20 protein-coding genes are annotated in these 21,928 nt (G+C 70.2%); 10 read left to right on the top strand and 10 right to left on the bottom strand.

Translation table 11 applies throughout. The features are described 5' to 3' along the window. Positions 1-6: 6 nt before the first annotated feature. The 4 genes from BLQ76_RS17500 to BLQ76_RS17485 are packed head-to-tail and all read left to right on the top strand — an operon-like array spanning position 7 to position 4,232. Positions 7-1,059 carry a thiamine pyrophosphate-dependent dehydrogenase E1 component subunit alpha gene (locus BLQ76_RS17500; protein ID WP_090676012.1) on the top strand — a complete coding sequence of 351 codons (1,053 nt, stop codon included), beginning with the start codon at positions 7-9 and terminating at the stop codon, positions 1,057-1,059. A gap of 27 nt (positions 1,060-1,086) precedes the next feature. Further along, on the top strand, positions 1,087-2,100 hold the full coding sequence (locus BLQ76_RS17495; protein ID WP_210285955.1) for an alpha-ketoacid dehydrogenase subunit beta: 1,014 nt from the start codon (positions 1,087-1,089) through the stop codon (positions 2,098-2,100). 3 nt (positions 2,101-2,103) lie between these two features. After that, on the top strand, positions 2,104-3,522 hold the full coding sequence (locus tag BLQ76_RS17490; RefSeq protein ID WP_090676010.1) for an acetoin dehydrogenase dihydrolipoyllysine-residue acetyltransferase subunit: 1,419 nt from the start codon (positions 2,104-2,106) through the stop codon (positions 3,520-3,522). A gap of 50 nt (positions 3,523-3,572) precedes the next feature. Next, positions 3,573-4,232 carry an HAD family hydrolase gene (locus BLQ76_RS17485; protein ID WP_090676008.1) on the top strand — a complete coding sequence of 220 codons (660 nt, stop codon included), beginning with the start codon at positions 3,573-3,575 and terminating at the stop codon, positions 4,230-4,232. A gap of 381 nt (positions 4,233-4,613) precedes the next feature. Here the strand turns inward: BLQ76_RS17485 and BLQ76_RS17480 are convergent, their stop codons facing one another. The 7 genes from BLQ76_RS17480 to BLQ76_RS17450 form a co-directional block, all read right to left on the bottom strand. Then, on the bottom strand, positions 4,614-5,756 hold the full coding sequence (locus BLQ76_RS17480; protein WP_090676006.1) for a helix-turn-helix domain-containing protein: 1,143 nt from the start codon (positions 5,754-5,756) through the stop codon (positions 4,614-4,616). 485 nt (positions 5,757-6,241) lie between these two features. Continuing rightward, on the bottom strand, positions 6,242-8,218 hold the full coding sequence (ptsP, locus tag BLQ76_RS17475) for a phosphoenolpyruvate--protein phosphotransferase (RefSeq protein ID WP_210285954.1): 1,977 nt from the start codon (positions 8,216-8,218) through the stop codon (positions 6,242-6,244). Between the two features lie 28 nt (positions 8,219-8,246). After that, on the bottom strand, positions 8,247-8,627 hold the full coding sequence (locus BLQ76_RS17470; protein ID WP_090676002.1) for a PTS glucitol/sorbitol transporter subunit IIA: 381 nt from the start codon (positions 8,625-8,627) through the stop codon (positions 8,247-8,249). A 143-nt stretch (positions 8,628-8,770) separates the two neighbouring features. Beyond that, the gene (gene srlE / locus BLQ76_RS17465; protein WP_090675999.1) at positions 8,771-9,826 is read right to left on the bottom strand and encodes a PTS glucitol/sorbitol transporter subunit IIB; all 1,056 of its coding nucleotides are present in this window, start codon (positions 9,824-9,826) and stop codon (positions 8,771-8,773) included. Between the two features lie 25 nt (positions 9,827-9,851). Beyond that, positions 9,852-10,595: a PTS glucitol/sorbitol transporter subunit IIC gene (srlA, locus tag BLQ76_RS17460; protein ID WP_210184190.1), complete on the bottom strand. Its 744-nt coding sequence runs from the start codon at positions 10,593-10,595 to the stop codon at positions 9,852-9,854. A 163-nt stretch (positions 10,596-10,758) separates the two neighbouring features. Then, positions 10,759-11,211: a transcriptional regulator GutM gene (locus BLQ76_RS17455; protein WP_090675997.1), complete on the bottom strand. Its 453-nt coding sequence runs from the start codon at positions 11,209-11,211 to the stop codon at positions 10,759-10,761. A 77-nt stretch (positions 11,212-11,288) separates the two neighbouring features. Next, the gene (locus BLQ76_RS17450; protein ID WP_090675995.1) at positions 11,289-12,302 is read right to left on the bottom strand and encodes a sugar-binding transcriptional regulator; all 1,014 of its coding nucleotides are present in this window, start codon (positions 12,300-12,302) and stop codon (positions 11,289-11,291) included. Between the two features lie 209 nt (positions 12,303-12,511). Here BLQ76_RS17450 and BLQ76_RS17445 point away from each other — a divergent pair, with 209 nt between their 5' ends. Together BLQ76_RS17445 and BLQ76_RS17440 are read left to right on the top strand one after the other, a co-directional pair. Beyond that, entirely contained in the window at positions 12,512-13,213 is a 702-nt protein-coding gene (locus BLQ76_RS17445) for a hypothetical protein (RefSeq protein ID WP_090675992.1), read from the top strand. A gap of 20 nt (positions 13,214-13,233) precedes the next feature. Beyond that, positions 13,234-13,881: a hypothetical protein gene (locus tag BLQ76_RS17440; RefSeq protein ID WP_090675989.1), complete on the top strand. Its 648-nt coding sequence runs from the start codon at positions 13,234-13,236 to the stop codon at positions 13,879-13,881. A gap of 6 nt (positions 13,882-13,887) precedes the next feature. Here the strand turns inward: BLQ76_RS17440 and BLQ76_RS17435 are convergent, their stop codons facing one another. Genes BLQ76_RS17435 through BLQ76_RS17425 form a run of 3 tightly spaced genes read right to left on the bottom strand, consistent with a single transcriptional unit; the run spans position 13,888 to position 16,431 of the window. Next, complete coding sequence (locus BLQ76_RS17435) at positions 13,888-15,279, bottom strand: FGGY-family carbohydrate kinase (protein ID WP_090675987.1); 1,392 nt, start codon at positions 15,277-15,279, stop codon at positions 13,888-13,890. After that, a complete protein-coding gene (locus BLQ76_RS17430; RefSeq protein WP_090676059.1) occupies positions 15,276-15,590 on the bottom strand; it encodes an L-rhamnose mutarotase in 315 nt (104 codons plus the stop codon). The genes BLQ76_RS17435 and BLQ76_RS17430 overlap by 4 nt, the downstream gene beginning before the upstream one ends. A gap of 37 nt (positions 15,591-15,627) precedes the next feature. Then, positions 15,628-16,431, bottom strand: a complete 804-nt coding sequence (locus tag BLQ76_RS17425) for a DeoR/GlpR family DNA-binding transcription regulator (RefSeq protein WP_090675984.1) — start codon at positions 16,429-16,431, stop codon at positions 15,628-15,630. A 189-nt stretch (positions 16,432-16,620) separates the two neighbouring features. On the opposite strand from BLQ76_RS17425, the gene BLQ76_RS17420 reads away from it, so the two are divergent. The 4 genes from BLQ76_RS17420 to BLQ76_RS17405 all read left to right on the top strand — a co-directional run bounded on the left by BLQ76_RS17420 (position 16,621) and on the right by BLQ76_RS17405 (position 21,910). After that, positions 16,621-18,717, top strand: a complete 2,097-nt coding sequence (locus BLQ76_RS17420) for a bifunctional rhamnulose-1-phosphate aldolase/short-chain dehydrogenase (RefSeq protein WP_090675981.1) — start codon at positions 16,621-16,623, stop codon at positions 18,715-18,717. A gap of 43 nt (positions 18,718-18,760) precedes the next feature. Further along, positions 18,761-20,056, top strand: a complete 1,296-nt coding sequence (rhaI, locus tag BLQ76_RS17415; RefSeq protein ID WP_090675979.1) for an L-rhamnose catabolism isomerase — start codon at positions 18,761-18,763, stop codon at positions 20,054-20,056. Positions 20,057-20,137: 81 nt separating this feature from the next. Further along, the gene (locus BLQ76_RS17410) at positions 20,138-20,854 is read left to right on the top strand and encodes a GntR family transcriptional regulator (protein ID WP_090675976.1); all 717 of its coding nucleotides are present in this window, start codon (positions 20,138-20,140) and stop codon (positions 20,852-20,854) included. 84 nt (positions 20,855-20,938) lie between these two features. Continuing rightward, the gene (locus tag BLQ76_RS17405; RefSeq protein ID WP_090675973.1) at positions 20,939-21,910 is read left to right on the top strand and encodes a dihydrodipicolinate synthase family protein; all 972 of its coding nucleotides are present in this window, start codon (positions 20,939-20,941) and stop codon (positions 21,908-21,910) included. Positions 21,911-21,928: the final 18 nt, after the last annotated feature.

The following is a 21,928-nucleotide window of genomic DNA, read 5'->3' as shown; positions in this document are numbered from 1 at the left end:
CGTTCCATGTCCGCCATCCCGCGCAGCTCCGAGGTCGCCGACGCCGCCCCTCCGGGCGCTGCCGCGCGAAACGGCGACAACCGGCCCTTCGCGTTCCGGCACTTCGAGCCGGCCGTCCTGAAGGATGCGCTGCGCCAGATGCATCTCATCCGCCGCTTCGAGGAAGGGGCGGAGGAGAGCTACATGCGCGGCCTCATCCACGGCACCATGCATCTCTCGATCGGCCAGGAAGCCTCGGCGGTGGGCATCTGCTTGACCCTGACCGATACCGACCAGATCACCTCCACCCATCGCGGCCACGGCCACTGCATCGCCAAGGGCGCGGAGGTCGGGCGCATGTTCGCCGAGTTCTTCGGCAAGGAGACCGGCTACTGCCGGGGCAGGGGCGGCTCGATGCACATCGCCGATGTCACCAAGGGCAATCTGGGCGCCAACGGCATCGTGGCGGGCGGCATACCGATCGCGGTGGGCGCCGCGCTTTCCATGAAGATGCAGCGCCGCCCCGACGTCGTCGTCTCCTTCTTCGGCGACGGCGCCAACAACGAGGGCGCCTTCCACGAGGCGCTGAACATGGCCTCGATCTGGAAGCTGCCGGTCGTGTTCGTGTGCGAGAACAACAAGTACGGCATGTCGGTCTCGACCGAGCGCTCCACCGCCGTGCGCAACGTCGCCGAGCGCGCGGCGGCCTATGCGATGCCGGGCGTCACCGTCGACGGCAACTCGCTGTCGGAGGTGTCGGAAGCCTCCGTCGCCGCCGTGGAGCGCGCGCGTCGCGGCGAGGGGCCGACACTGATCGAGTGCAAGACCTACCGCCACCGCGGCCACTCCAAGAGCGATCGCAACCGCTACCGCACCAAGGAGGAGATCGACGATTGGATCGCCAAGGATCCGATCGGACGCTTCGAGGCGGAGATGCTGGAATACGGCGTGGTGAACGCGGCCGAGATCGACGAGATCCGCGCCGGCGTCGAGCGCGAGATCGCGGACGGCATCGAGTTCGCCAAGAACTCGCCCGCGCCCGACGTCAGCCAGGCCACGCGCTTCGTCTACACGGTCTAGAAGGGCCGCAGACAGGGAACCGAACGGATGAGCGAGACCATCGACGTGGCCGCCGGTCGCGAGCTGTCCTATGCCCAGGCCATCCAGGAAGCGATCAGCATCGCCATGGAGGAGGACAGCCGCGTCTTCATCATGGGCGAGGACATCGGCGTCTACGGCGGCGCGTTCCAGGTGACGGGCGACCTCGTGCACCGCTTCGGCACTGAGCGCGTGATCGACACGCCGATCGCCGAGCTCGGCGGGGCGGGGGTCGCGGTGGGTGCCGCGCTCACCGGCATGAAGCCGATCTACGAGTTCCAGTTCTCCGATTTCGCGACGCTCGCGATGGAGCAGATCGTGAATCAGGCGGCCAAGCTCCGCTTCATGCTCGGCGGCAACGTGTCGGTGCCGCTCGTCATGCGCTTTCCCGCGGGCTCGGGCACGGGCGCGGCAGCCCAGCACTCCCAGAGCCTGGAAGCCTGGCTCGGCCACGTACCCGGCCTCAAGGTCCTGCAGCCCTCGACGCCGCACGACGCCAAGGGCATGCTGCTCGCCGCGATCGACGATCCTGATCCGGTGATGATCTTCGAGCACAAGATCCTCTACAAGATGAAGGGGATCGTGCCGGAAGGGCGCTACACCGTGCCGATCGGCCAGGCCGCCGTGGTGCGCGAGGGGCGGGACCTGACGATCGTGGCCAGCGCCATCATGGTCCACAAGGCGCTGACGGCCGCCGAGGAACTGGCGCGAGACGGCATCGACGTCGAGGTCGTGGACCTCAGGACGATCCGCCCGATGGACCGCGAGACCATCACCCGCAGCGTCATGAAGACCGGCCGCCTCGTCTGCGTCTACGAGGGCGTGAAGACGCTGGGTGTCGGCGCCGAGATCGCGGCCATGGTGGCCGAGAGCGAGGCCTTCGACTATCTCGACGCGCCGATCCTGCGCCTCGGCGGCGCCGAGTCGCCCATTCCCTACAACCCCGAGCTGGAAAAGGCGGTGGTGCCGCAGGTTCCCGACATCGTCGCGGCCGTGCGACAGCTGTACAGGCGGGAGCGCTGAGCCATGCCGACCGAGGTGATCCTGCCCAAGGTCGACATGGACATGGCGACCGGCCAGATCTCGCGCTGGTTCCGCAAGGAGGGCGACCAGATCCGGAAGGGCGAGCCGCTCTTCGAGATCGAGACCGACAAGGCGGCCATGGAGGTCGACGCGCCTGCCTCCGGCACGCTGCGCAACGTGACCGGGGCCGAGGGCGTCGACATCGCGGTGGGCGCTCCGGTCGCCTGGATCTACGCCGAGGGCGAGCGCTTCGAGGCCGCCGCGCCCACGGCCGATGCCGGCCGGCCGGACGTCGAGGTGGATTCGGGATCCGTTACGCCGAACGACGCGGCGATGCTCGCCGGCCGTGCCGAGGACATCCTGCAAGAGACACCGGTTGTTGCCGGTGGCGAGCGTCGCGGCGTTCGCGCCACGCCGCTCGCCCGGCGCCTCGCCCGCGAGGCCGGGCTCGACCTGTCGACCCTGACCGGCCGCGGCCCGTGCGGCCGCATCGGGCGCGAGGAGGTCGAGGAGGCGGTTGCCTCGGCGCGCCGGGGTGCCGCTGCGCCGAAGCCGGAAGCCGCGGCCAAACCCGCTCTGGCCGCGGCCCTCCCGGCGCCCGCGTCCGTCCCGGCCGGCCTGGCCGAGCAGCCGAGCACAGCATCCGCACCCCGCACCGTTCCCACCGATGCCCCGCTCCACGCCGCATGGCTGCGCGAGGGGGCGGGAACGCCGGTGATCCTGATCCACGGCTTCGGCTCGGAGCTCGCGAGCTGGCGTCCGATGCTCGCCGAGATCGCGGAGGCCATGCCGGTCCTTGGCCTCGATCTGCCGGGCCACGGCGGCTCGGTGGACCGAGTGGCATCGGGCTTCGACGATCTCGTCGCAGCGGTCGAGGAGACGATCCGCGCCCACGGCATCGCATCGGCCCATCTCGTCGGGCACTCGCTCGGCGGCGCGGTGGCGGCGGCGGTGGCCTCCGGCATCACGCTCGACGCCCGCTCGCTGCTTCTGGTCGCGCCCGGCGGCTTCGGACCCGACATCGACACCGGCTTCACCGACGGCTTTGCCCGCGCGACGCAAGAGCCGGCGGTGCGCGCCTGGCTCCACCATCTCGTTGCCGATCCCGCCGCGCTCTCGGACGGTTTCGTGCGCGCCACTGCCCGGGCGCGCGCCGACGGGCGGCAGGCGAGCGCGCAGACGGATCTGGGGCACCGGCTCTTCTCGAACGGCACGCAGCACTTCGACGTGCGCCGGCTCGTGGGCGAGCTGTCGATCCCGGTGAAGATCGTGGTCGGCGCCGAGGATCGCGTCGTGTCAGCGCGCCACTTCGCCGGACTGCCCGGCCGCATCGCCTTGCACATCTTCGCCCGCACCGGCCATATGCCGCAGATCGAACAGCGGGCCGAGGTCGCCCGGCTCCTGCGCGAGCTCGTTCGCTAGACCGACGCCGTCCGGCCCGATCGGACGGCACGACAACCGAAAGACGCGGCATGGCGCAGTTCGACCTCATCATCTTCGACTGCGACGGGGTGCTCGTCGACTCGGAGATCCTGGCGCGCCGCGCGGTGCAGTCCGTGTTCCGGCAGGCCGGTATCGAGATCACCGCCGAGATGGTGGATGCCGTGGTCGGCATGAAGTTCGCCGACCTTCTGGCGGGTCTCGAGGCGCGCACGGGCCGCAGGCTGTCGGAGGACTACCATCCGCGCTTCTGGACCGAGACCAAGGCGATCTTCTCGACCGAGCTACTGCCGGTGCCGGGCGTGGTGGACTTCCTGGAGCGCTCGGACCTGCCGCGGTGCGTCGCCTCCTCGTCGGATCACAACCGTATCCGCCACAGTCTCAGCGTCACGAAGCTCGACCGCTTCTTTCCGCGCGACGCGATCTTCTCCTCGCACGACGTCCAGCGCGGCAAGCCCGAGCCCGACCTCGTGCTCTATGCGGCCGCCCGCATGGGGGCAGACCCCGCACGCTGCCTCGTGATCGAGGACTCGCGCTTCGGCATCCAGGGCGCCAAGAGCGCCGGCATGACCGCTTACGGCTTCCTGGGCGGCGCGCATCTCCTGGCCAACACGGGCGAGACCTTGCGGGCGGCGGGCGCCGACTTCGTTGCCCGCACCTGGGACGACATCTCGGCCGAGATGCGCCGCTGACGACCTGTCGAGCGCACCTCACCGGTTCAGCGAGGCCATGGTCGAACGAGGCAGGGCGTTCGACGGCTGCCGGTTGCTCTCGACCCGAAGACGACCCATCCCCGGTCCCTTAGGACCACCTCGCAAAACCCGGCAGCGGACGGTGTCGCACCCGGCTTGCCGACGGGGCTGCCATCACGGCGGCGCACGCTTGCGCCGCTCTCGTCGCGGATCGCACGGTCGCATGGAGCATTGCATCGGCCTGGCGCAGGCGCGTGTCACGATCGTCCTTCGCATCGCCCGATCCAGCGATGTTGACCGGCGGTCTCGCTGGACGTCAACGGAGTTCCCGGCGCGACCCGCCTCTGCTCCAGCCGGAGCGGCCGAGCTCCAGCAAAGCGGTCATGGGAACTCGCTCATCAGGCGCAGCGCGAGTTCCGTCTGCCCATGTGTGCCGGTCTTGGCGAACAGGGCCTTGAGGTGGGAGCGCGCCGTCTCGCGGGTGATACCCAGACGCTGGGCCGCTTCCGGAAGGGAGAGGGGTTCGAGCAGGAGAAGGGCCAACCGCGCCTCGGCTGCTGTCAGGCCCCAGGCCTGGCGAAGCCGAGCGGGATCGCGAGGGGAGAGCACCGGCAGGTGCAGAAGCAGAATGGCCGAGCCGTGCCGGTTCGGACCGAACCTGGCCCGGTGCGCTCCGACGCGGAGGCCTTCGACATGGAGCGACGGGCGCCCGGGTGCGCGCCGCAGGGCGATCTCGGTCCGGTCTGCGGACAGAACGGGGTCCTGCTTCAGAAGGCCGTCGACGAACCGCTGGAAGACCGACTGGTCGGCGGGCACGAGCGCTTCCAGTCGGCCGCCGCGCAGAACGAGCCCGTCCCGGTCCGCAAGACAGGCGTCCGCCGCGGCATTGCAGTCCGTCACCCGTCCGTCCGCCGCCAGGACGATGACGCCGACACCCTGCATTCCCAATTGCGCAGCGGCTGCCGAGAAGGCGGTCTCGGCGGTATGGAGGCGCTCCGCGACTTGAATGGCTCGATCGGTTGCGCGCGAAACCCGATTGAAGAGCTGCTTCTCGCCCTCACTAAATCGTCCCACGTCACTCCCGCGCCACGTGACGAGGAAGAGAGCGCCCGCCGCCCGTTGGTTCAGGATCTGTCCCATGACATGACGCACACCCTGCGGCCGCACCCAATCTTCCATGTACTCCCTCTCTTCACCAGACAGGTCGCTCGGCAGCCAGTCGTCAGTGACGATCTGGTTTGGTACTGCGAGTTCCGGTCGACGGTGATAGGGATTGAGGGCGTAGTAGTGGCTCGCGTAGCTATCGATCGTGCTGCTGTCGTAGCCATCGGTGACGGCGGTCTCGACCCGTTCCAGCCGTCCGGATCTTTGGCGTGCGTCCTGGAAGTAAAGCGAGACGGTCTTGGCCCGAAAGAGCCGAGCGAGAGCATTCGGGACCTTGTCCCACAAGTCGTCCCGCAGCGCTGCCTCGGCGATCAGCTCGAGCGCGTCATCAAGGTCCCGTCCCAGTTTGCCATGCTCCATGAACAGGCTCCACGTCCCGGCAAGTTTGCATCGAGTCATGTGTCGTTGGCAAAGCAATGTCTCACATTGCGAAGCAGAACGGCGATCGCCTGCGCCGAGAGTTTCTTTGGGAGTTAATATCGATAATTCGTCTGGAGCGTCCGGCGATCGCCCGCCGGTCCCCTGTGTTGTCCTGACGCCGCGGTCGAACCCATGGGATTTGGCATGATCCCGGCGGCTTCGTGCAGGTCGAGGCTCCCATCTTGCCGGGCCGGGTCCACGATCTGACCGCAGGTAACGGGTCGTGGACGCTTCGGTTGGCCGGCAGGACGTCATCATCGTGCCGGCCGCGGCGAGACCCGGTTCTCGGGCAGCGACGTCGTCTGACGACGAAGGGCCACGGAAAGCCCATCGTCGCATCGGAAAACAATGCCCGCTTCACGCCATCTCGGCCGAAGGCGGACGGAGCGCACACCGCTCGGAACGGCCTCGACCGTCCCTATCTCCTAGAGCTCCGTCACGCAGCGCTTGGCGCGGCCGATCGAGGCCGGGCTCATGGAGAGTTCGGTGATGCCGTTTTCCACGAAGAAGGGGATGAGGTCGGCGCGGGCCGCCGCCTCGCCGCATACGCCGATCCAGATATTCGCCTCGCGCGCGGCACGGGCCGCCATGCGGATGGCCTCGAGCACCGCCGGGTGCTCGGTGCGGTTGAGCTTGGCGACGCGCGGGTTCAGGCGGTCGGCGGCCATGACGTACTGCGTCAGGTCGTTGGTGCCGACCGAGAAGAAGTCGACCTCGCGCGCGATCGCCGGTGCCAGGAACACGGCGGCTGGCGTCTCGATCATGACGCCGAGCTCGAAGGGTCCGTGGCCCCGTCCTTCGGCGTCGAGCTCGGCGCGGCATTCGTCGAGCAGCGCCCGCACGGCCCGCACCTCGGCGACGTCGGCGATCATGGGCAGCAGGATCTTCACGTTGCCGACCACGCTGGCGCGCAGAAGCGCGCGCAGCTGCGGCTTGAAGACGTCGGGCCGCTCCAGGCACATGCGCACCCCGCGCCAGCCGAGAAACGGGTTGTCCTCGTGCTCGAAGTCGATGCCGGCCACCGGCTTGTCGCCACCGATGTCGAGCGTGCGGATCACCACCGGATGGGGCGCGAAGGCGTCCGCCAGCGCGCGGTAGGTCTCGGCCTGCTCGTCCTCGCCCGGCAACGTGCGCCGCTCCATGAACAGGAACTCGGTGCGGAACAGGCCGACGCCCATCGCGCCCGCCTCGATCGCGCCCTCGATCTCGCCGAGCGAACCGAGGTTCGCCGCGATCTCGATGCGGCGTCCGTCGCGCGTCGTCGGCTCCACCGTGCGGTAGGCGATGAGGCTTTCGCGCTCCGTGCGCTCGCGCGCGATGGCCTCGCGCAGCCGTGCCTCGTCGGCGGCGCCGGGATCGATCACGACCTCGCCGCTCGCGCCATCGAGCCCGACGACGCGGGCGGCCCGCAGCGCGTCTTCCGACACGGGCGCGCCGAGCACGGCCGGAATGCCGTGCGCGCGGGCCATGATCGCGACGTGGCTGGTGGCCGCGCCCTTGCGGCAGACGATGCCGGCCATGTCCTTGAGCGTCGCCTTCGCAAGGTCGAGCGCGGCGATCTCGTCGGCGACCACCACGGAGCCCGGCGGCATGTCGGCGAGCGAGGCGTCGCGCTGCCCGAGAAGCGCCAGCGCCACCGATCGCGTGACCGAGCGGATGTCCTCGGCGCGCGCCCGCAGATACGGGTCGCTCATCGCCTCGAAGCTTCCCGCGATCTCGGTGCCCGCCTGCATGACGGCGGCCGGTGCGTTGTGGCCCTCGTGGATCGCGCGCTCGACGTCGGCGATGAAGTCGGCGTCCTCGGCGACGTCCACCAGAGCGTCGATGATCGCCGCGTCGTCGCGCTTCAAGCCGGGTCGCGCCTTGGCCTCGCGAAAGCTCTGCGTCGTCGCGGCCAGGGCTGCGCGGTAGCGCGCGACCTCGACGTCCCGATCGGCCGGCTCGATGCGATCGGATGAGAGCTGGAGCGCAGCCGGAAAGAAGTGGAAGGCCGGGCCGATCGCCGTGCCTTCGCTGGCGGCAACGCCGCGCGACGGGGGCGCGACGCTGGAAAGGGGAAGGGGCGCCAGGCTTGCGGCGGCCGCGACGTCGCCGGCTGCGGAGGTCGCGGTGCCGGGAGCGGGGGGCGCCAGCTCCACGTCGCCCGCGCCCGGAGTCTGGAGAAAGGTCGCGAGCGCCGAGACCGCCTCGGCCGCGTCCTCGCCCTCGGCGCGCAGCACCGCCTCGTCGTGTTCCTTGACGCCGAGCAGCATGAGCTTGACCGCGCTCTTGGCGCTGGCGCCGCGCCCGTTGCAGCGAATCTCGACGTCGCTCGAGAAGCTCTTGGCGAGTTTCACGAACTGGGTGGCCGGGCGGGCATGCAGCCCTTCGTGCACGCGCACGACGACGGAACGCTCGATCATGGGAAGTCCGGTCCGTTGGAAGGAAGCGTCAGCCGCCGATCACGATCTCGGCGCCGCTTCGCAGGGCGGCGGCCAGCTCGTCGCCGGAAACGGCGGTCGCGGTCATCTCGCCCGGCCGCGCCGGCTCCGCCTCGCCGTTGAAGTTGATCACGACGTGACCGATGTCGCGCACCTTGGCCCAGGCGAGCGGGCCGATGCCGGTAAGGCTGCCGAGCACCGGGCCGATGCGGATCGGCGTGCCGATGGCGGGCGGCTCGTCGCTCGGCCCCTCCACGACGCTATGCAGCACCGAGACCTCGGCGAGCTCGGGCGGGGCCCCGTCCGCGAACAGGATCAGGACGCCACCCTCCAGAAGGTCCGGCACGTCGGGGCCGACCGCGGTGACGGTGGTGCGAAGATGGGCGGCCATGGGCACGGGTCTCCTGCGGCGCCGGGCGGGTGCGGCTCCGGTAGCGGGAAGAAAGGGGACCGCCGCCTTCGGCCGCGGCGGCCCGGGTGTGCGTCAACGCACGATGCGGGCGAACGCTGCCGTGCCCGCGTCGTGCTCGCGGATCACAGGAGGAAGCTCGCGCCCCAGGCGATCAGCACCGAGACCGGACCCATGACCTGGCGGCTGATCAGCACCGCCGGCACGCCGATCTCGATGGTCTTGGGCTTGGCCTCACCGAGCGCCAGGCCCACCGGCACGAAGTCGCAGCCGACCTGCGTGTTGTAGGCGAACAGGGCGGGCAGGGCCATGGCGGGGGCGATCGTGCCGTTGGCGATCTGCGGGCCGATGATGGCGACGCCGATCACCTGCGCGATCACCGCGCCAGGGCCGAGGATCGGCGACAGGAACGGCAGCCCGCAGATCGCGGACAGCACGATCAGGCCGATGATGTTGTTGGCGAGCGGGCCCATCGGGGCCGCCAGGAGGTCGCCGACGCCGGTATAGAGGATGATGCCGATCAGCATGGTCACGAAGGCCATGAACGGCAGGACGTTGCGGATCACCATGTCGATGGTGCGCCGCCCGGCGTTGAAGAAGATGCCGACCGCGCGGCCCATGACGCGGCCGACGCTCGTGATCGCGCCGATCAGGCCGCCCTTGTCGGTGGCCGGCATCGCGTGGCCGAGCGCGGCGGTGGCCTCCGCCGCCGAGGAGAAGGAGCGCGGCGCGGCGGTCGGCTGGCCCATGGCGGCGGGCGAGGCGGCGCTCTGGCCGCTTGCGGCCCCGGCGGGCGCGGCCGAGCCGTCGGCCGGAGCCATGTCGTCCACGGTCACGCCGGACACGTAGATGTCCTCGGTGATGAACTGGGCGAGCGGTCCGGACTGCCCGACCGGCATGATGTTGACGGTCGGGATGCGCTTGCGCGCATAGACGCCGCAGCGCGCCGTGCCGCCGCAGTCGATCACGACGGCGGCCATCTCCGACTCCAGCGGCGGGTTGCGGAACCCGTCCACCACGGTGGCGCCGGTCAGCTCGGCCAGGCGCTGGGCGACCGCGGGGATGCCACCGCCCGTCACCGCCACGATCTTGTCGCGCTCCGGCGTCGGCTGGATCACCAGCGGGCCGCCCCAGCCGCCCTTGCCCTGCGAGACGCGGATCGCCTTGAAGGTCTTGTTCATGTGCGTGTCCTCCCCAGGCCGATCGTCAGAGCGTCACCCCCTCGCGCGCGGCGAGGAAGCGGGTGATGCGCTCGGTGACGATGCCCTTCAGGAGGATCACGACGACGCCGACGATGAAGTAGTAGATCGCGAGGTTGATGTGGTAGCCGGCCGGCACCACGCCCCGGTTCTCCAGCTCCAGGAGCGCGACCAGAACCCCGCCCCAGACGAAGTATTCGCCGGCGTTGGCGTGCGGAAAGAGCCCGAGGATCGGGTGGCAGAAGGAGACCGCCGAGTCGTAGAAGGCGGGCTTGTGCTTCTCCTCGAGGAAGGTCCCGAACGTATAGGCCATCGGGTTGGTGAGGAAGAACATGGCGAGCACGGGCAGCACTGTGTAGCGCGTGAGCGCGTAGCGGCCGGCGCGCCGCGCCAGGCCGTGGACGCGCTCCTCGCCGATCATTCCGGTCAGCGCGTAGAAGGCGGTCATCAGGACGACCAGCGTCGGGATGATGCCGGTGACGAAGCCGAGGAAGACCTCGCCGCCCTTCTGGAAGACGCCGATGAAGTGGCGCCCGATCGTGGCGAGCCAGCCGAGCTGCTCCTCCTGGTTGGCGCCGGTGGAAAGCTGCTGGACGCGCCGGGCGTATTCCTCGGCCGAGATCGCGCCGCCGCCGGTCGCGGGCGCGGTCGCCTGGGCGGTGCCGGCCGCCCCGGGCTCGGCGGCCTGGGCGAGAAGCGTCGCGCTGTGGTGGCCCGCATCCGCGAGCGTGCCCGCATGGTGGCCCGCCATGTCGGCGAGCGGCGCGGCCAGAGCCGGGTCGCCCCAGGCCTGGGCGTAGGCGGCGCCGTGGGCGGCGATATCAGCCGCTCCCTGCGCCATCAGCATCGTCAGCATCATGGGCCCCTCCCGGCCTGTCGAATGGGATCGATTCCTGTTGTGCGGCCGGAAGCGCCTAGGCCGGCGCGTCCGCCCAGTTCTCGCTGTGGGAGACGTGCGCGCTCGTTTCGGCGCGTGCCTCCTGGGCGGCTCGTACGGTTGCGATCTGGTCGAGCGCCGACAACAGCGCCGCCTGAACGGCGTCTCTCGGCGCCTGCCCGGCGGTCTCGCGCAGCGTCGCGGTGGTCATGCCCTCCAGGTGCGACAGGCGCTCGGCCCGGGCGAAGACGGTGCGGCCCCGGATCGTGACCGCACGGCGAACGCGCTCGTCGGGCCCCACCACCACCATGGCCAGTGCCGCGCCCCGCCAGGCGCTGCCGCCCTTGCCGGCACCCATCCACCCGTCCGACCAACCGTTCGACAGCTCGCGGAACGCGTCCCTGTAGCGGCGGACCTGAACCAGCGTGCCGGCGCACTGAAGCGTCCACGCGATTGCCAGAAGCGCCAGGATGCCTTGCCAACTCCCCATCGGACGCACCTCCCGTCGGCACCCATCCCGTGCCGGCTTCCTTTAAGGAACATTTGACTGTCACTGTGTCAATATGTTCAGTCTCGATCGTCGGCTGTCGCCTCGTCGCTTAAGAGGTGCGTGGCGCTGCGCTCGTCGGTGATCAGGACCGTGGGCTGCACGAAGCGGATCGCGGCGCGCAGGACCGCCACCTTCTCCGGGCCTCCGGAGGCGACGACGCGGGTGGGGGCGCGGCGGATCGCGGCGATGTCCGCCGACATGATGCGCGAGTTGATGGGATGATCGATCAGGGCGCCGCGACGGTCCATGAAGTGGAACAGGAGGTCGCCCACCGCGCCCGCCCGTTCCAACGAGTGCCGATCGTCTTCCGCGATGAAGCCGGTGCGGTAGGTCGTAGCGTTGGCGGCGATGCCGCCGACCGAAAGCACCACGAGATCCAGCGCTTCGGCCATGTCGAGCACGGGCTTGAGGCCGCAGCGTTCCACCAGCGCGCGCTTGGTCTCGACGCTGTCGACGATCGCGGGTGCCGCCAGCAGAAACGCGTCGCCGTTGAAGATCTGCGCGAAGCGCCAGGCGAACTCGGCCGGGTTGAAGCGGTGGGCCTCTGCGATGCCGCCGAGCAGCGAGACGACGCGCAGGTCGTCCAGCGCCCGCGCCTCGATGAAGGGCAGGGAGTCGAGAAGCGTGCGGCCCCAGCCGAGACCCACCGTCATGCCCGAGCGCACGGCTTCCGACAGGTAGGCGCCGATCGCCGCGCTGATCACGGGAGCGGGGTCCTCGCCCGACCCGGGGGCCGGCACCACGATCGCCCGCTGCAGGCCGTGCCGTCGTTCCAGCTCGCGCTCGATGCCGACGAGTTCGGCAAGCGGCCCCGTCACCGAGATGCGGACCTCGGCTCGCGCTCGCGCCTCGGCCAAAAGACGCACCACGCTGACCCGGCCGATGCCGAGCGCGGCGGCGATGTCGTTCTGGGTCATCTCCTCGACGTAGTACATCCAAGCCGCCCGAACCCGCAGGCGCTCGCTGCGCGAGCCGGATTCCGCGGCGGCCGGCTCGCTGGCGGCGGGCCGGGCGGTTCGCGTCACCGGCATGCGATGCCCCCCATCGTCGGCACGTCGACGGGGGAGGGGCGTGGCACCGGTCCCGTCCCGTCGCGGCGTCTCGTAGCCAGAACCGGGATCATCGATACCCTCATGATTCGGATCAGAACATGCTAGGGTCGAACGCAACCACCGGACAAGGTCCGGCATTCCCGCGCATCGGCCCAAACGGCCGGGTCGGGAAACGGAGGAGAGACCCCATGCTGCCCCATCCCGAGGGCCTGACGCTGCCGCTCAAGGAAGGAATGCGCGACCTGCGGTCCTCGATCCGGCTGGAAGCGCGCTCGGGGCTCGTGTCGAGCCATCTGTTCGGTACGGCGGAGCCCGTTCGCCACCTGGCGCGGCTTGCCGATGGGGTGCTCACGCGAGCCGAGCGGGCGGCCAGCCGCGTGCGCCCGCGCGAGGACCGCGATCTCGGCCACCGGCTCGACCGGATGGCGCAGGCGCTTGGCGGGTCGGGCTTCGAGCCGGGCGCCGACGACCTCTATGCCGTTTGCCGCGAGGTTCTGGAGCGCGAGGGGCGCGGCGGCGTTCTCGTGTCGGAACTTGCGCTGGCGACCGCGGACGCGCGGCGTGGGCGATGGCTGGACGGCGACGACGCGCTTCGCGCGGCACGGGCAGCCTGGCGTCTCCTGGCAACGGGCGCGATACGCCCCTGCCTGTCCACGGTTCTTCTTCCCGCCGAACGGGACGCCGTCGCGGAGGTGGGAGCGCGCGTTGCGCTGGGGTGCTGGCTGGCGGTGCTGGTGCGTCATGCGAGCCGTCGGCCGGGCGCCGAGGTGCTGGATGCCGTGGCGCTCGCTCTCGAGGCGGAAGGCGACGAATGGGCTCGTCTGCTGCGCGGGGAGCAACTGGACGCGCTGGCGGCAAGTTGGCGTCGCACCGTTCCCTACCTGCCCTGACGAACCGGAGACGGCGACCCATGACCGAGGCCGCGACCGACGCGCTGAACCTGCCGCTGCCGGGCGCATCCCAGTGGAAGCGTTCGATCCGTCGCCTCGGCGACTTCTCGCGCAGTGTCGAGTTCGCGCTCGCCGAGTTCAACCGGCGCTACGGCACGCAGCTGGAGCTATCGCGCCGCGACCTGACGCGCGCCTTCCTGGAATGGGTGCGCCGCTTCGATGCCCAGCGCGAGTTGGCGGTGCGGAACCCGCGCGACTTCAGCCATTTCTCGGCCGGGCTGCTTCTGGGAAGCCTCGTGCGCAACCGCCCCGCGCGCCAGCGTGCGGACGTGCGCTCCCTGGCCGCCGCATCCTCCACGGGACCGGAGGAACGGCTCGTCGCCTTCTGGCCGGAGGGCGTCTTCTACTTCGAGTTCTGCATCACGGTTCTCGACCGGGTCCTGGCCGAGCAGCGGTTGGAGGGCATCCATCTGGCCCCGGAAGCGCTGGAGCTGCGCAGCTGGTGGTCGTTCCGCGAGAACGTCGCCAACGATCCCGACCAGGCCGTGGCCTTTCTCGACCTCTTTCTCCAGGGCGATCCGGTCTGGGACATGCCGACCGCCGCTCGCTTCCGCCGGGCGATGCGCGACCACCTGCTCCAGTCGGACCGGCAACTGGCCAGAGGCTGAGACGTCTCAGGCCTCCGCCTGCCGGCGCCACGCCTGCGCGTAGCGGCGCAGCACGGGCCCGTCGAGGCCCGACACGTCGCCTGCCGCGGCATGGGCGGGAACGGGCGGCGGGGCTTGCGTGCCCAGCGCCAGAAGCGCCGCGCCCGCCGTCGTGCCGGTCGCCCCTTGCGAGGCAAGCACGGGGCGCGCGGTCAGCGCCTGCAGGGCTGCGAGATAAAGCGGGTTGCGCGCGAAAGGTCCCTCGACGATCGAGGGGCCGCCGGCCCCGATCAGGGCGAGCACCCGCTCCGTCATCAACGCGGCGTAGAGGCTGGCGACCGTGGTCCGCTCTTGCGGGCTCAGCGTCTCCGGAGCCACGCTCCAGCGGCCCTGTGCGCCGGGGAAGGGTCCCGTGCCGGGCGCAAAGCTCGGAACGGCCATGACCTCATTTTCGAGAACACGGGCCAGGTCGGTCGCGCTCGGCTCGGCCGGGGCGTTCTCCGTCAACCGGTCGAACTCGCGCCCGCCCATGAAGCGCCCCGACGGTACCGGTCGGCCGAGCGCGTCGACGTTGGCGAGCGTGTCGCGCGCGGGATCGAGCCCGTCGAGCCGCCCGCCGACCGCCATCGCAACCGTCCAGGTGCCGGTGGACAGGACCGTGAACGGCGCGGGACGCGACAGGAGGTGGGGCAGGAGCGAGGCGTTGGAGTCGTGCAGCCCGCAAAAGACGGGGATCGGCTCCGCGAGCCCGACCTGCGCCGCAAGCTCCGGCCGCAGCGGTCCGAGCGTGTCGAAGGCGGAGCGGAGCGACGGCAGGAGCCGATCCCAGCCGCGCTCGCGCGCAAGCCGCGACGGGCGGCCTGTGCCAGGCTCCCAGAGGTCGGTGTGGCAGCCGAGCGAGGTGACCTCGGCCGCCGCCGTGCCCGTCAGGCGCCAGGCCCAGTATTGCGGATAGGGGAGGAGGTGACGGGCGCGCGCGAACGCCTCGGGAAAGCGAGCCTCCAGCCAGAAGAGCTGCGCCCCGACGTTGAGCCCGCCCGGCAGGCGCGGCGAGGCCGTCTCGGCGAAGGGCGGGCGCGCACGATCGTAGTCGCCCGCCAACTCGTCCGGCAGCGGGCTCTCGTAGTCGAGGATCGGCAGCACGAGGTCGTCGGCGTCGACCAGCGCCGCGCAGGCGCCGTGCGTCGTCACCGACAGGGCGTCGACGGCATGCAGGCCGGCGCATTCGGCAAGCGCCTCGAGCAGGAAGCGCCAGAGACGGTCGACGTCGAAATGGGGATAGGGCGGCGCTGCGAGAACCGTGTTGGGCAGGGTGCGCACGAAGAGGTCGCGGCCCTCGACGAGGTCGTGCAGCGCGAGCTTGGCGTTGGTCTTGCCGATGTCGACCACCGCGATGCGGCGGGGCGCAGCATGGCTCATGCGAGGTGGAACACGGTCTCGAGCGGCCGGACCACCGGCTCGTTGCCCGGGCCCACCTCCATCAGGTCGGCCATCATGTCCCACCAACGGCGCATCACGGGATGGGCGGGCAGCGCGTCCATGTCGTGGTCGACCGGGCGCCACAGGACCGCGAACAGGTGATGCGTCTCGCTGTCGAGATGGATCGAGTAGTCGCGCACGCCCACCTCGCGCAGGAGCGCGACGAGCTCCGGCCAGATCGCATCATGGCGCCGCCGGTAGTCCTCGGCCATGCCCGGCTTCAGGATCATGCGGAAGGCGATCTTCTCCAGCGCGCTCATGCTTGTCTCCCCAACCCGTCGGCCGACCTCAGGCGGTGGCGGCCTGCGACCCCGCGCCCGGCGCCCGTGCCACCACGAGGCGCACGCCGGCATTCTCGACCATCTGCGCGGCGGCGTCCTCGATCCCCTCGTCGGTGACGATCGCCGAAACGCGCTCGAGCCGCGCCACCACGAGCGAGGAGCGGGCGCGGAACTTGGTGGAATCGGCCAGGACCACCAGCTCGTCCGCCTGGCGCATCAGGCGCTGCTCGCTCTGGACGATCAGCGGGTCACCTTCCGCGATGCCGAGCGCGGAGATGGCCTGGGCGCCCATGAACATGCGCTGGGCGGCGAAATGGGCGATGCCGTCGGCCTCGAAGGGGCTGAGGACGAGCCCCTGCTCGCGGTAGACCGCGCCGGCCGGGAGGAGCACCGTGCACCGGGAATGCTTCACGAGGTGCTCGGCGACGAGAAAGGAGTTGGTGAAGACCTGGATCTGCCGCTCGCCCAGGGCATGCACCATCTGGAAGGTCGTGGTGCCGCCGTTGATGATGATCGAGTCGCCCTCAACGCACATCTGCGCCGCGGCCTGGGCGATAGCGCGCTTCTCGCTGCGGCGCCGCGCTTCGCTGGCCAGGATCGAGGGGCCGCCGATGCGCCCGTAGGGCGAGGCGTTCAGCGCCTCGGCCCCGCCGCGCACCCGCCTCAGGCGCTTGGTGAGCGCGAGCGCGGCGATGTCGCGCCGGATCGTCGCCTCCGAAGCGCCGGTCATTTCGACGAGCTCGGGCACGGCCACGACCGAGCGGCCCTGGACGGCGCTCAGGATCAGGCGATGACGCTCCAGTTCGTGCATTCCGGCTCCTCCAACCGCAGCTTCGCCGGTGCCGAGCACCCTTGTCAATCATTGCCGATCATATCCGATCATCCGATGGCACCAAGAGAGCGGTCCTGATCGGAATCGTTGACGGACAGCGCGGTTTGGTTCATCCAGAGGACCGTCGGCGCCGCGCATTCCGGGCGCCCATCCTGGGGAGGACGTGCGATGGCCGAACAGGGCGAGACGCGCCTGCGCAACCTGTGGGACGAGGCTCGTGCGAGCGGCCTGGACGAGCCCGGCAAGCTTCTCTACCGCTCCAACCTTCTCGGCTCCGACAAGCGCATCACGAACTACGGCGGCGGCAACACGTCCGCCAAGGTCGAGGAGCGCGATCCGCTCACCGGCGAGAGCGTCACGGTGCTCTGGGTGAAGGGCTCGGGCGGCGACGTCGGCTCGATCAAGCTCGACGGCTTCGCGACGCTCTACCAGCGCAAGCTTGAGCAGCTGCGCCAGATCTACCGGGGCGAGGCGCACGAGGACGAGATGGTGGGCTACCTTCCCCACTGCACCTTCAACCTCAACCCGCGCGCCGCCTCGATCGACACGCCGCTCCACGCCTATCTGCCCTACGCCCACGTCGACCACATGCATCCCGATGCGGTGATCGCGATCGCCGCCACGCGGAACGGACGCGAGATCACGGCAAAGGTCTACGGCGACGAGATCGGCTGGCTGGAATGGCGCCGCCCGGGCTTCGAGCTCGGCCTTGAGCTCTCGCGCTTCGCCGCCGAGCATCCGCAGGCCAAGGGCGTGGTGCTCGGCAGTCACGGCCTCTTCACCTGGGGCGACACGGCGGAGGACTGCTACGCCACGACGCTGCGCATCATCAACCGCGCGATCGAATGGTTCGAGGGCGCGCTTGCCGGCCAGCCGGCCTTCGGCGGCGAGGCGGTCGCGCCTCTGGATGCGGCCGCGCGCCGCGAGGCGGCGGCCCGGCTCATGCCTGCGATCCGCGCCCGCATCGGGCGCGACGAGGCCAAGATCGGCCACTTCGACGACTCCGACGCCGTGCTCGAATTCGTCGGCTCGCGCGATCTCGAATCGCTGGCCGCGCTCGGCACGAGTTGCCCCGACCATTTCCTGCGTACCAAGATCCGCCCGCTCGTCCTCGCCTTCGATCCCGCCACCGGCCTCGAGCCGGTGATCGAGGGGCTGGACGCCGCGATCGAGCGCTACCGCGCGGACTATGCCGGCTACTACGAGCGCTGTCGGCATCCCGACTCGCCGGCCATGCGCGACCCGAACGCCGTGATCTACCTCGTGCCCGGCGTCGGCATGATCGCGTTCGCCAAGGACAAGGCAACCGCGCGCATCGCGGGCGAGTTCTATCGCAACGCCATCAACGTCATGCGCGGCGCATCGGGCGTCGACACCTACCAGGGCCTGCCCGAGCAGGAGGCCTTCGACATCGAGTACTGGCTTCTGGAAGAGGCCAAGCTCCAGCGCATGCCCAAGGCCAAGCCGCTTCAGGGCCGCGTCACGCTGGTGACGGGCGGGGCGGGCGGCATCGGCCGCGCGATCGCCGCGCGCCTCCTTTCGGAGGGCGCCTGCGTGGTGCTGGCCGATATCGACGAGGGCGCGCTTGGGGGAGCGATGGCCGACTTTGCCAAGGGCTTCGGCGCCGACCCCGTGCGCTCGACCCGCATGAACGTCACCAGCGAGACCGATGTCGCGCAGAGCTTTCGCGACGCGGTGGTGGAATACGGCGGGCTCGACATCCTCGTCTCCAACGCCGGCATCGCGTCGGCGGCGCCCGTCGAGGATACGACGCTGGAGGTCTGGGACCGCAACATCTCGATCCTCGCCACCGGCTACTTCCTGGTGTCGCGCGAGGCCTTCCGCCTGTTCCGCCGCCAGGAGCTCGGCGGCTCGGTGATCTTCATCTCGTCCAAGAACGGCCTGGCGGCGTCCGCCGGGGCGTCCGCCTACTGCACCGCCAAGGCGGCCGAGATCCATCTCGCCCGCTGCCTGGCGCTGGAGGGCGCGGAGGCCGGCATCCGCGTCAACACGGTGAACCCCGACGCGGTGCTGCGCGGCTCGAAGATTTGGTCGGGCGAGTGGCGCGAGCAGCGCGCGGCCGCCTCGCGCATCGGCGAGGACGAGCTGGAGGCGCACTACCGCAACCGCTCGCTCCTGAAGCGCTCGGTCTACCCGGAGGACATTGCGGAGGCCGTGTACTTCTTCGCCTCAGACCAGTCCGCCAAGTCCACCGGCAACATCGTCAACGTCGACGCCGGCAACGCGATCAGCTTCACGCGCTGACCGGCGTCTTGCGCCGAAACGAGCCTTGGGAGGGGCCCGCATCATGACATCGCCCATCGAAGCCGGCGTGATCGAGCGCCACAACGCGAGCCTTCGCGCCGACCACGAGGCCGACTTCCACTCGCTCGGTGAGCGCCTGGCGCGGCGGGGCCTCGATGCCGACGCGCTGGTCGACAAGGTCGCCCGCTTCACGGTCGCCGTTCCCTCTTGGGGCACGGGGACCGGGGGCACGCGCTTTGCCCGCTTTCCAGGTCCCGGCGAGCCGCGCGGCATCTTCGAGAAGCTCGACGACTGCGCGGTGATCCAGGCGCTGGGGCGCGCCAGTCCCGCCGTTTCGCTCCACATTCCCTGGGACAAGGCCGACCCGGCCGAGCTCAAGGAGCGGGCGGACGCGCTGGGCCTGCGCTTCGACGCGATGAACTCCAACACCTTTCAGGACCATCCCGGCGACCCGAACCAGCCGCTGTCCTACAAGTTCGGCTCGCTGAGCCACGCCGACCCGGCGGTGCGCGACCAGGCCGTCCGGCACAACGTCGAGACGATCCGCATCGGCGAGGCGATCGGCTCCCGGGCGCTGACCGTCTGGATCGGCGACGGCTCGAACTTCGCGGGACAGAGCGACCTGTCGCGCGCCTTCGACCGATACATCGAGAGCATGAAGCGGATCGTCGAGGCGTTGCCCGAGGGCTGGCGCGTCTTCTCCGAGCACAAGATGTACGAGCCGGCCTTCTACTCCACCGTGGTGTCGGACTGGGGCACGAGCCTGATGGCCGCGCAGGAACTCGGGACCAAGGCCTTCTGCCTCGTCGACCTCGGTCACCACGCGCCCAACACCAACATCGAGCAGATCGTCGCGCGCCTGATCCGGGCCGAGAAGCTCGGCGGCTTCCACTTCAACGACTCGCGCTACGGCGACGACGACCTCGACGCCGGCTCGATCGACCCGTTCCGCCTGTTCCTGGTCTTCAACGAGCTGGTGGAGGCGGGCGAGCGGCTGGATCGGCTTGAGCCCGCCCACATGATCGATCAGTCGCACAACGTCACCGACCCGATCGAGAGCCTGATCCGCTCCGGCGCCGAGATCCGCCGCGCCTATGCGCAGGCGCTGCTCGTCGACCGCGCCGAGCTTCGCGGCCTGCAGGACGAGGGCGACGCGCTTCTCGCCTCGGATCGGCTGAAGGCGGCCTTCCGCACCGATGTCGAGCCGTTGCTCGCCGAGGCGCGCCGTCGCGCGGGCGGGGCGATCGATCCGATCCGGGCCTATCGCGCGAGCGGCTACCGCGCGCGTGTCGCGGCCGAGCGTCCTGCGGTTGCGGGTTCGGGCGGCGGCATCGTCTGACGCCGGCGCCACTGGCGCCCGGACGCCGTGACCCCTACACAGCAGGGACGGCTGCGAACCGGGCTGCGACGGGACACCACGATGAGCGATACAGCGGACCGCGTCCTCGAGGAGCGACGGCGCGGCTCGGGCGCGAAGATGGTCTACGATCTCCTGCGCGACGAGATCCTCAGTCTCGGGCTGGCACCCGGCAGTCCGATCGACGAGGTGCATCTGGCCGAGCGCTTCGGCATGTCGCGCACGCCGATCCGCGAGGCGCTGGTGCGCCTCAGCGGCGAAGGTCTTGTGCAGACCCTGCCGAATCGCTCGACGCTGGTCTCTCCGATCGACGCGATGAATCTCGGACCCTACTTCGACGCGCTCGTTCTCATGTATCGCGTGACGACCCGTCTGGCCGCCGAGCACCATCGCGAAAGCGACCTGCCGGCCATTCGCCGTCACCAGGCGGCCTTCGGCCGGGCGGTCGAGGCGCAGGACGCCTTCGCCATGATCGCCACCAATGCCGCCTTCCATTCCGCGATCGCGGAAGCGGGGCGCAACCCCTACTTCCATGCGCTCTTCGGGCGCCTTCTCGACGAGGGTCGGCGGATCCTGCGCTTGTATTACGACAGCTACGACGACCGCCTGCCGCAACGCTTCGTGGACGAGCACGAGGCGTTGATCCGGGCCGTGGAGGAGCGGGACCTCGAACGGGCGGATCGACTGGCGCGCGAGCACGGCGAGCAGATCGCCGACCAGGTTCGCGGCTTCCTGATGCGACGTTCCGCGCTCGCCATCGATTTTGATGTCGACAAATAAAATACAAGATGCGATAGGTGAGGCGATCGAGGCCTGCGGCGCTGGATCCGCATGAGCCCGACGGCCGAGCCGTAGGAGCCCGCCATGACCGCATCCATCTTTTCCGGCGTCATCCCGGCGCTGATGACGCCCTGCCGCGCCGATCGCACGCCGGACTTCGACGCCTTGGTCGCCAAGGCGCGCGAGCTGATCGCCGCCGGCATGTCGGCCGTCGTGTATTGCGGCTCGATGGGCGACTGGCCGCTGCTCACCGATGCGCAGCGCATGGAGGGCGTCGAGCGCCTCGCCAAGGCCGGCATTCCGGTGATCGTCGGCACGGGCGCGGTGAACACCGCCTCGGCCGTGGCGCATGCGAGCCACGCCGCGCGCGTCGGCGCCAAGGGCCTGATGGTGATCCCGCGCGTCCTGTCGCGCGGCTCGTCGGGAGAGGCCCAGCGCAACCACTTCAAGGCGATCCTGGCCGCCGCCCCCGAGCTTCCGGCCGTCATCTACAACAGCCCCTACTACGGCTTCGCGACGCGCGCCGACCTGTTCTTCGCTCTGCGCGCGGAGCACCCGAACCTCGTCGGCTTCAAGGAGTTCGGCGGCAAGGCGGACCTGCGCTATGCCGCCGAGACCATCACCAGCCGCGACGACGAGGTCACGCTGATGGTGGGCGTCGACACGGCGGTCGTGCATGGCTTCGTCAACTGCGGCGCCAAGGGCGCCATCACCGGCATCGGCAACGTCCTGCCGCGCGAGGTCCTTCATCTGTGCCGACTGGCGGAAGCGGCGGCGGCGGGCGATGCCACGGCGCGCCGGCAGGCGGGCGAGCTGGAGGAGGCGCTGGGCGTCCTGTCCTCGTTCGACGAGGGCGCCGACCTCGTCCTATTCTACAAGCACCTCATGGTGGAGAAGGGCGACCGGGCCTACGAGCTCCACTTCAACGAGACCGACGCTCTCAGCGCGTCGCAGCGCGGCTACGCCACCGCGCAGCTCAAGCTCTTCGATGCTTGGTATCGCGACTGGAGCCGCGACAACGCCGACACGCACCGGGCTCGCGCCCAGGCGGCCTGACGACGGGACGTGCGCGGG

Origin of the sequence: Aureimonas jatrophae (assembly GCF_900104035.1) — a bacterium.
GTDB classification, from domain to species: Bacteria; Pseudomonadota; Alphaproteobacteria; order Rhizobiales; family Rhizobiaceae; genus Aureimonas; species Aureimonas jatrophae.
This window is presented reverse-complemented; position numbering and strand designations above follow the sequence as displayed.

Excerpts from the sequence above, each read along its gene's own strand:
- BLQ76_RS17500 (WP_090676012.1), top strand. The coding sequence starts at position 7 with ATGTCCGCCATCCCGCGCAGCTCCGAGGTCGCCGACGCCGCCCCTCCG.
- BLQ76_RS17495 (WP_210285955.1), top strand. The coding sequence starts at position 1,087 with ATGAGCGAGACCATCGACGTGGCCGCCGGTCGCGAGCTGTCCTATGCC.
- BLQ76_RS17490 (WP_090676010.1), top strand. The coding sequence starts at position 2,104 with ATGCCGACCGAGGTGATCCTGCCCAAGGTCGACATGGACATGGCGACC.
- BLQ76_RS17485 (WP_090676008.1), top strand. The coding sequence starts at position 3,573 with ATGGCGCAGTTCGACCTCATCATCTTCGACTGCGACGGGGTGCTCGTC.
- BLQ76_RS17480 (WP_090676006.1), bottom strand. The coding sequence starts at position 5,756 with ATGGAGCATGGCAAACTGGGACGGGACCTTGATGACGCGCTCGAGCTG.
- ptsP (WP_210285954.1), bottom strand. The coding sequence starts at position 8,218 with ATGATCGAGCGTTCCGTCGTCGTGCGCGTGCACGAAGGGCTGCATGCC.
- BLQ76_RS17470 (WP_090676002.1), bottom strand. The coding sequence starts at position 8,627 with ATGGCCGCCCATCTTCGCACCACCGTCACCGCGGTCGGCCCCGACGTG.
- srlE (WP_090675999.1), bottom strand. The coding sequence starts at position 9,826 with ATGAACAAGACCTTCAAGGCGATCCGCGTCTCGCAGGGCAAGGGCGGC.
- srlA (WP_210184190.1), bottom strand. The coding sequence starts at position 10,595 with ATGGCGGGCCACCATGCGGGCACGCTCGCGGATGCGGGCCACCACAGC.
- BLQ76_RS17455 (WP_090675997.1), bottom strand. The coding sequence starts at position 11,211 with ATGGGGAGTTGGCAAGGCATCCTGGCGCTTCTGGCAATCGCGTGGACG.
- BLQ76_RS17450 (WP_090675995.1), bottom strand. The coding sequence starts at position 12,302 with ATGCCGGTGACGCGAACCGCCCGGCCCGCCGCCAGCGAGCCGGCCGCC.
- BLQ76_RS17445 (WP_090675992.1), top strand. The coding sequence starts at position 12,512 with ATGCTGCCCCATCCCGAGGGCCTGACGCTGCCGCTCAAGGAAGGAATG.
- BLQ76_RS17440 (WP_090675989.1), top strand. The coding sequence starts at position 13,234 with ATGACCGAGGCCGCGACCGACGCGCTGAACCTGCCGCTGCCGGGCGCA.
- BLQ76_RS17435 (WP_090675987.1), bottom strand. The coding sequence starts at position 15,279 with ATGAGCCATGCTGCGCCCCGCCGCATCGCGGTGGTCGACATCGGCAAG.
- BLQ76_RS17425 (WP_090675984.1), bottom strand. The coding sequence starts at position 16,431 with ATGCACGAACTGGAGCGTCATCGCCTGATCCTGAGCGCCGTCCAGGGC.
- BLQ76_RS17420 (WP_090675981.1), top strand. The coding sequence starts at position 16,621 with ATGGCCGAACAGGGCGAGACGCGCCTGCGCAACCTGTGGGACGAGGCT.
- rhaI (WP_090675979.1), top strand. The coding sequence starts at position 18,761 with ATGACATCGCCCATCGAAGCCGGCGTGATCGAGCGCCACAACGCGAGC.
- BLQ76_RS17410 (WP_090675976.1), top strand. The coding sequence starts at position 20,138 with ATGAGCGATACAGCGGACCGCGTCCTCGAGGAGCGACGGCGCGGCTCG.
- BLQ76_RS17405 (WP_090675973.1), top strand. The coding sequence starts at position 20,939 with ATGACCGCATCCATCTTTTCCGGCGTCATCCCGGCGCTGATGACGCCC.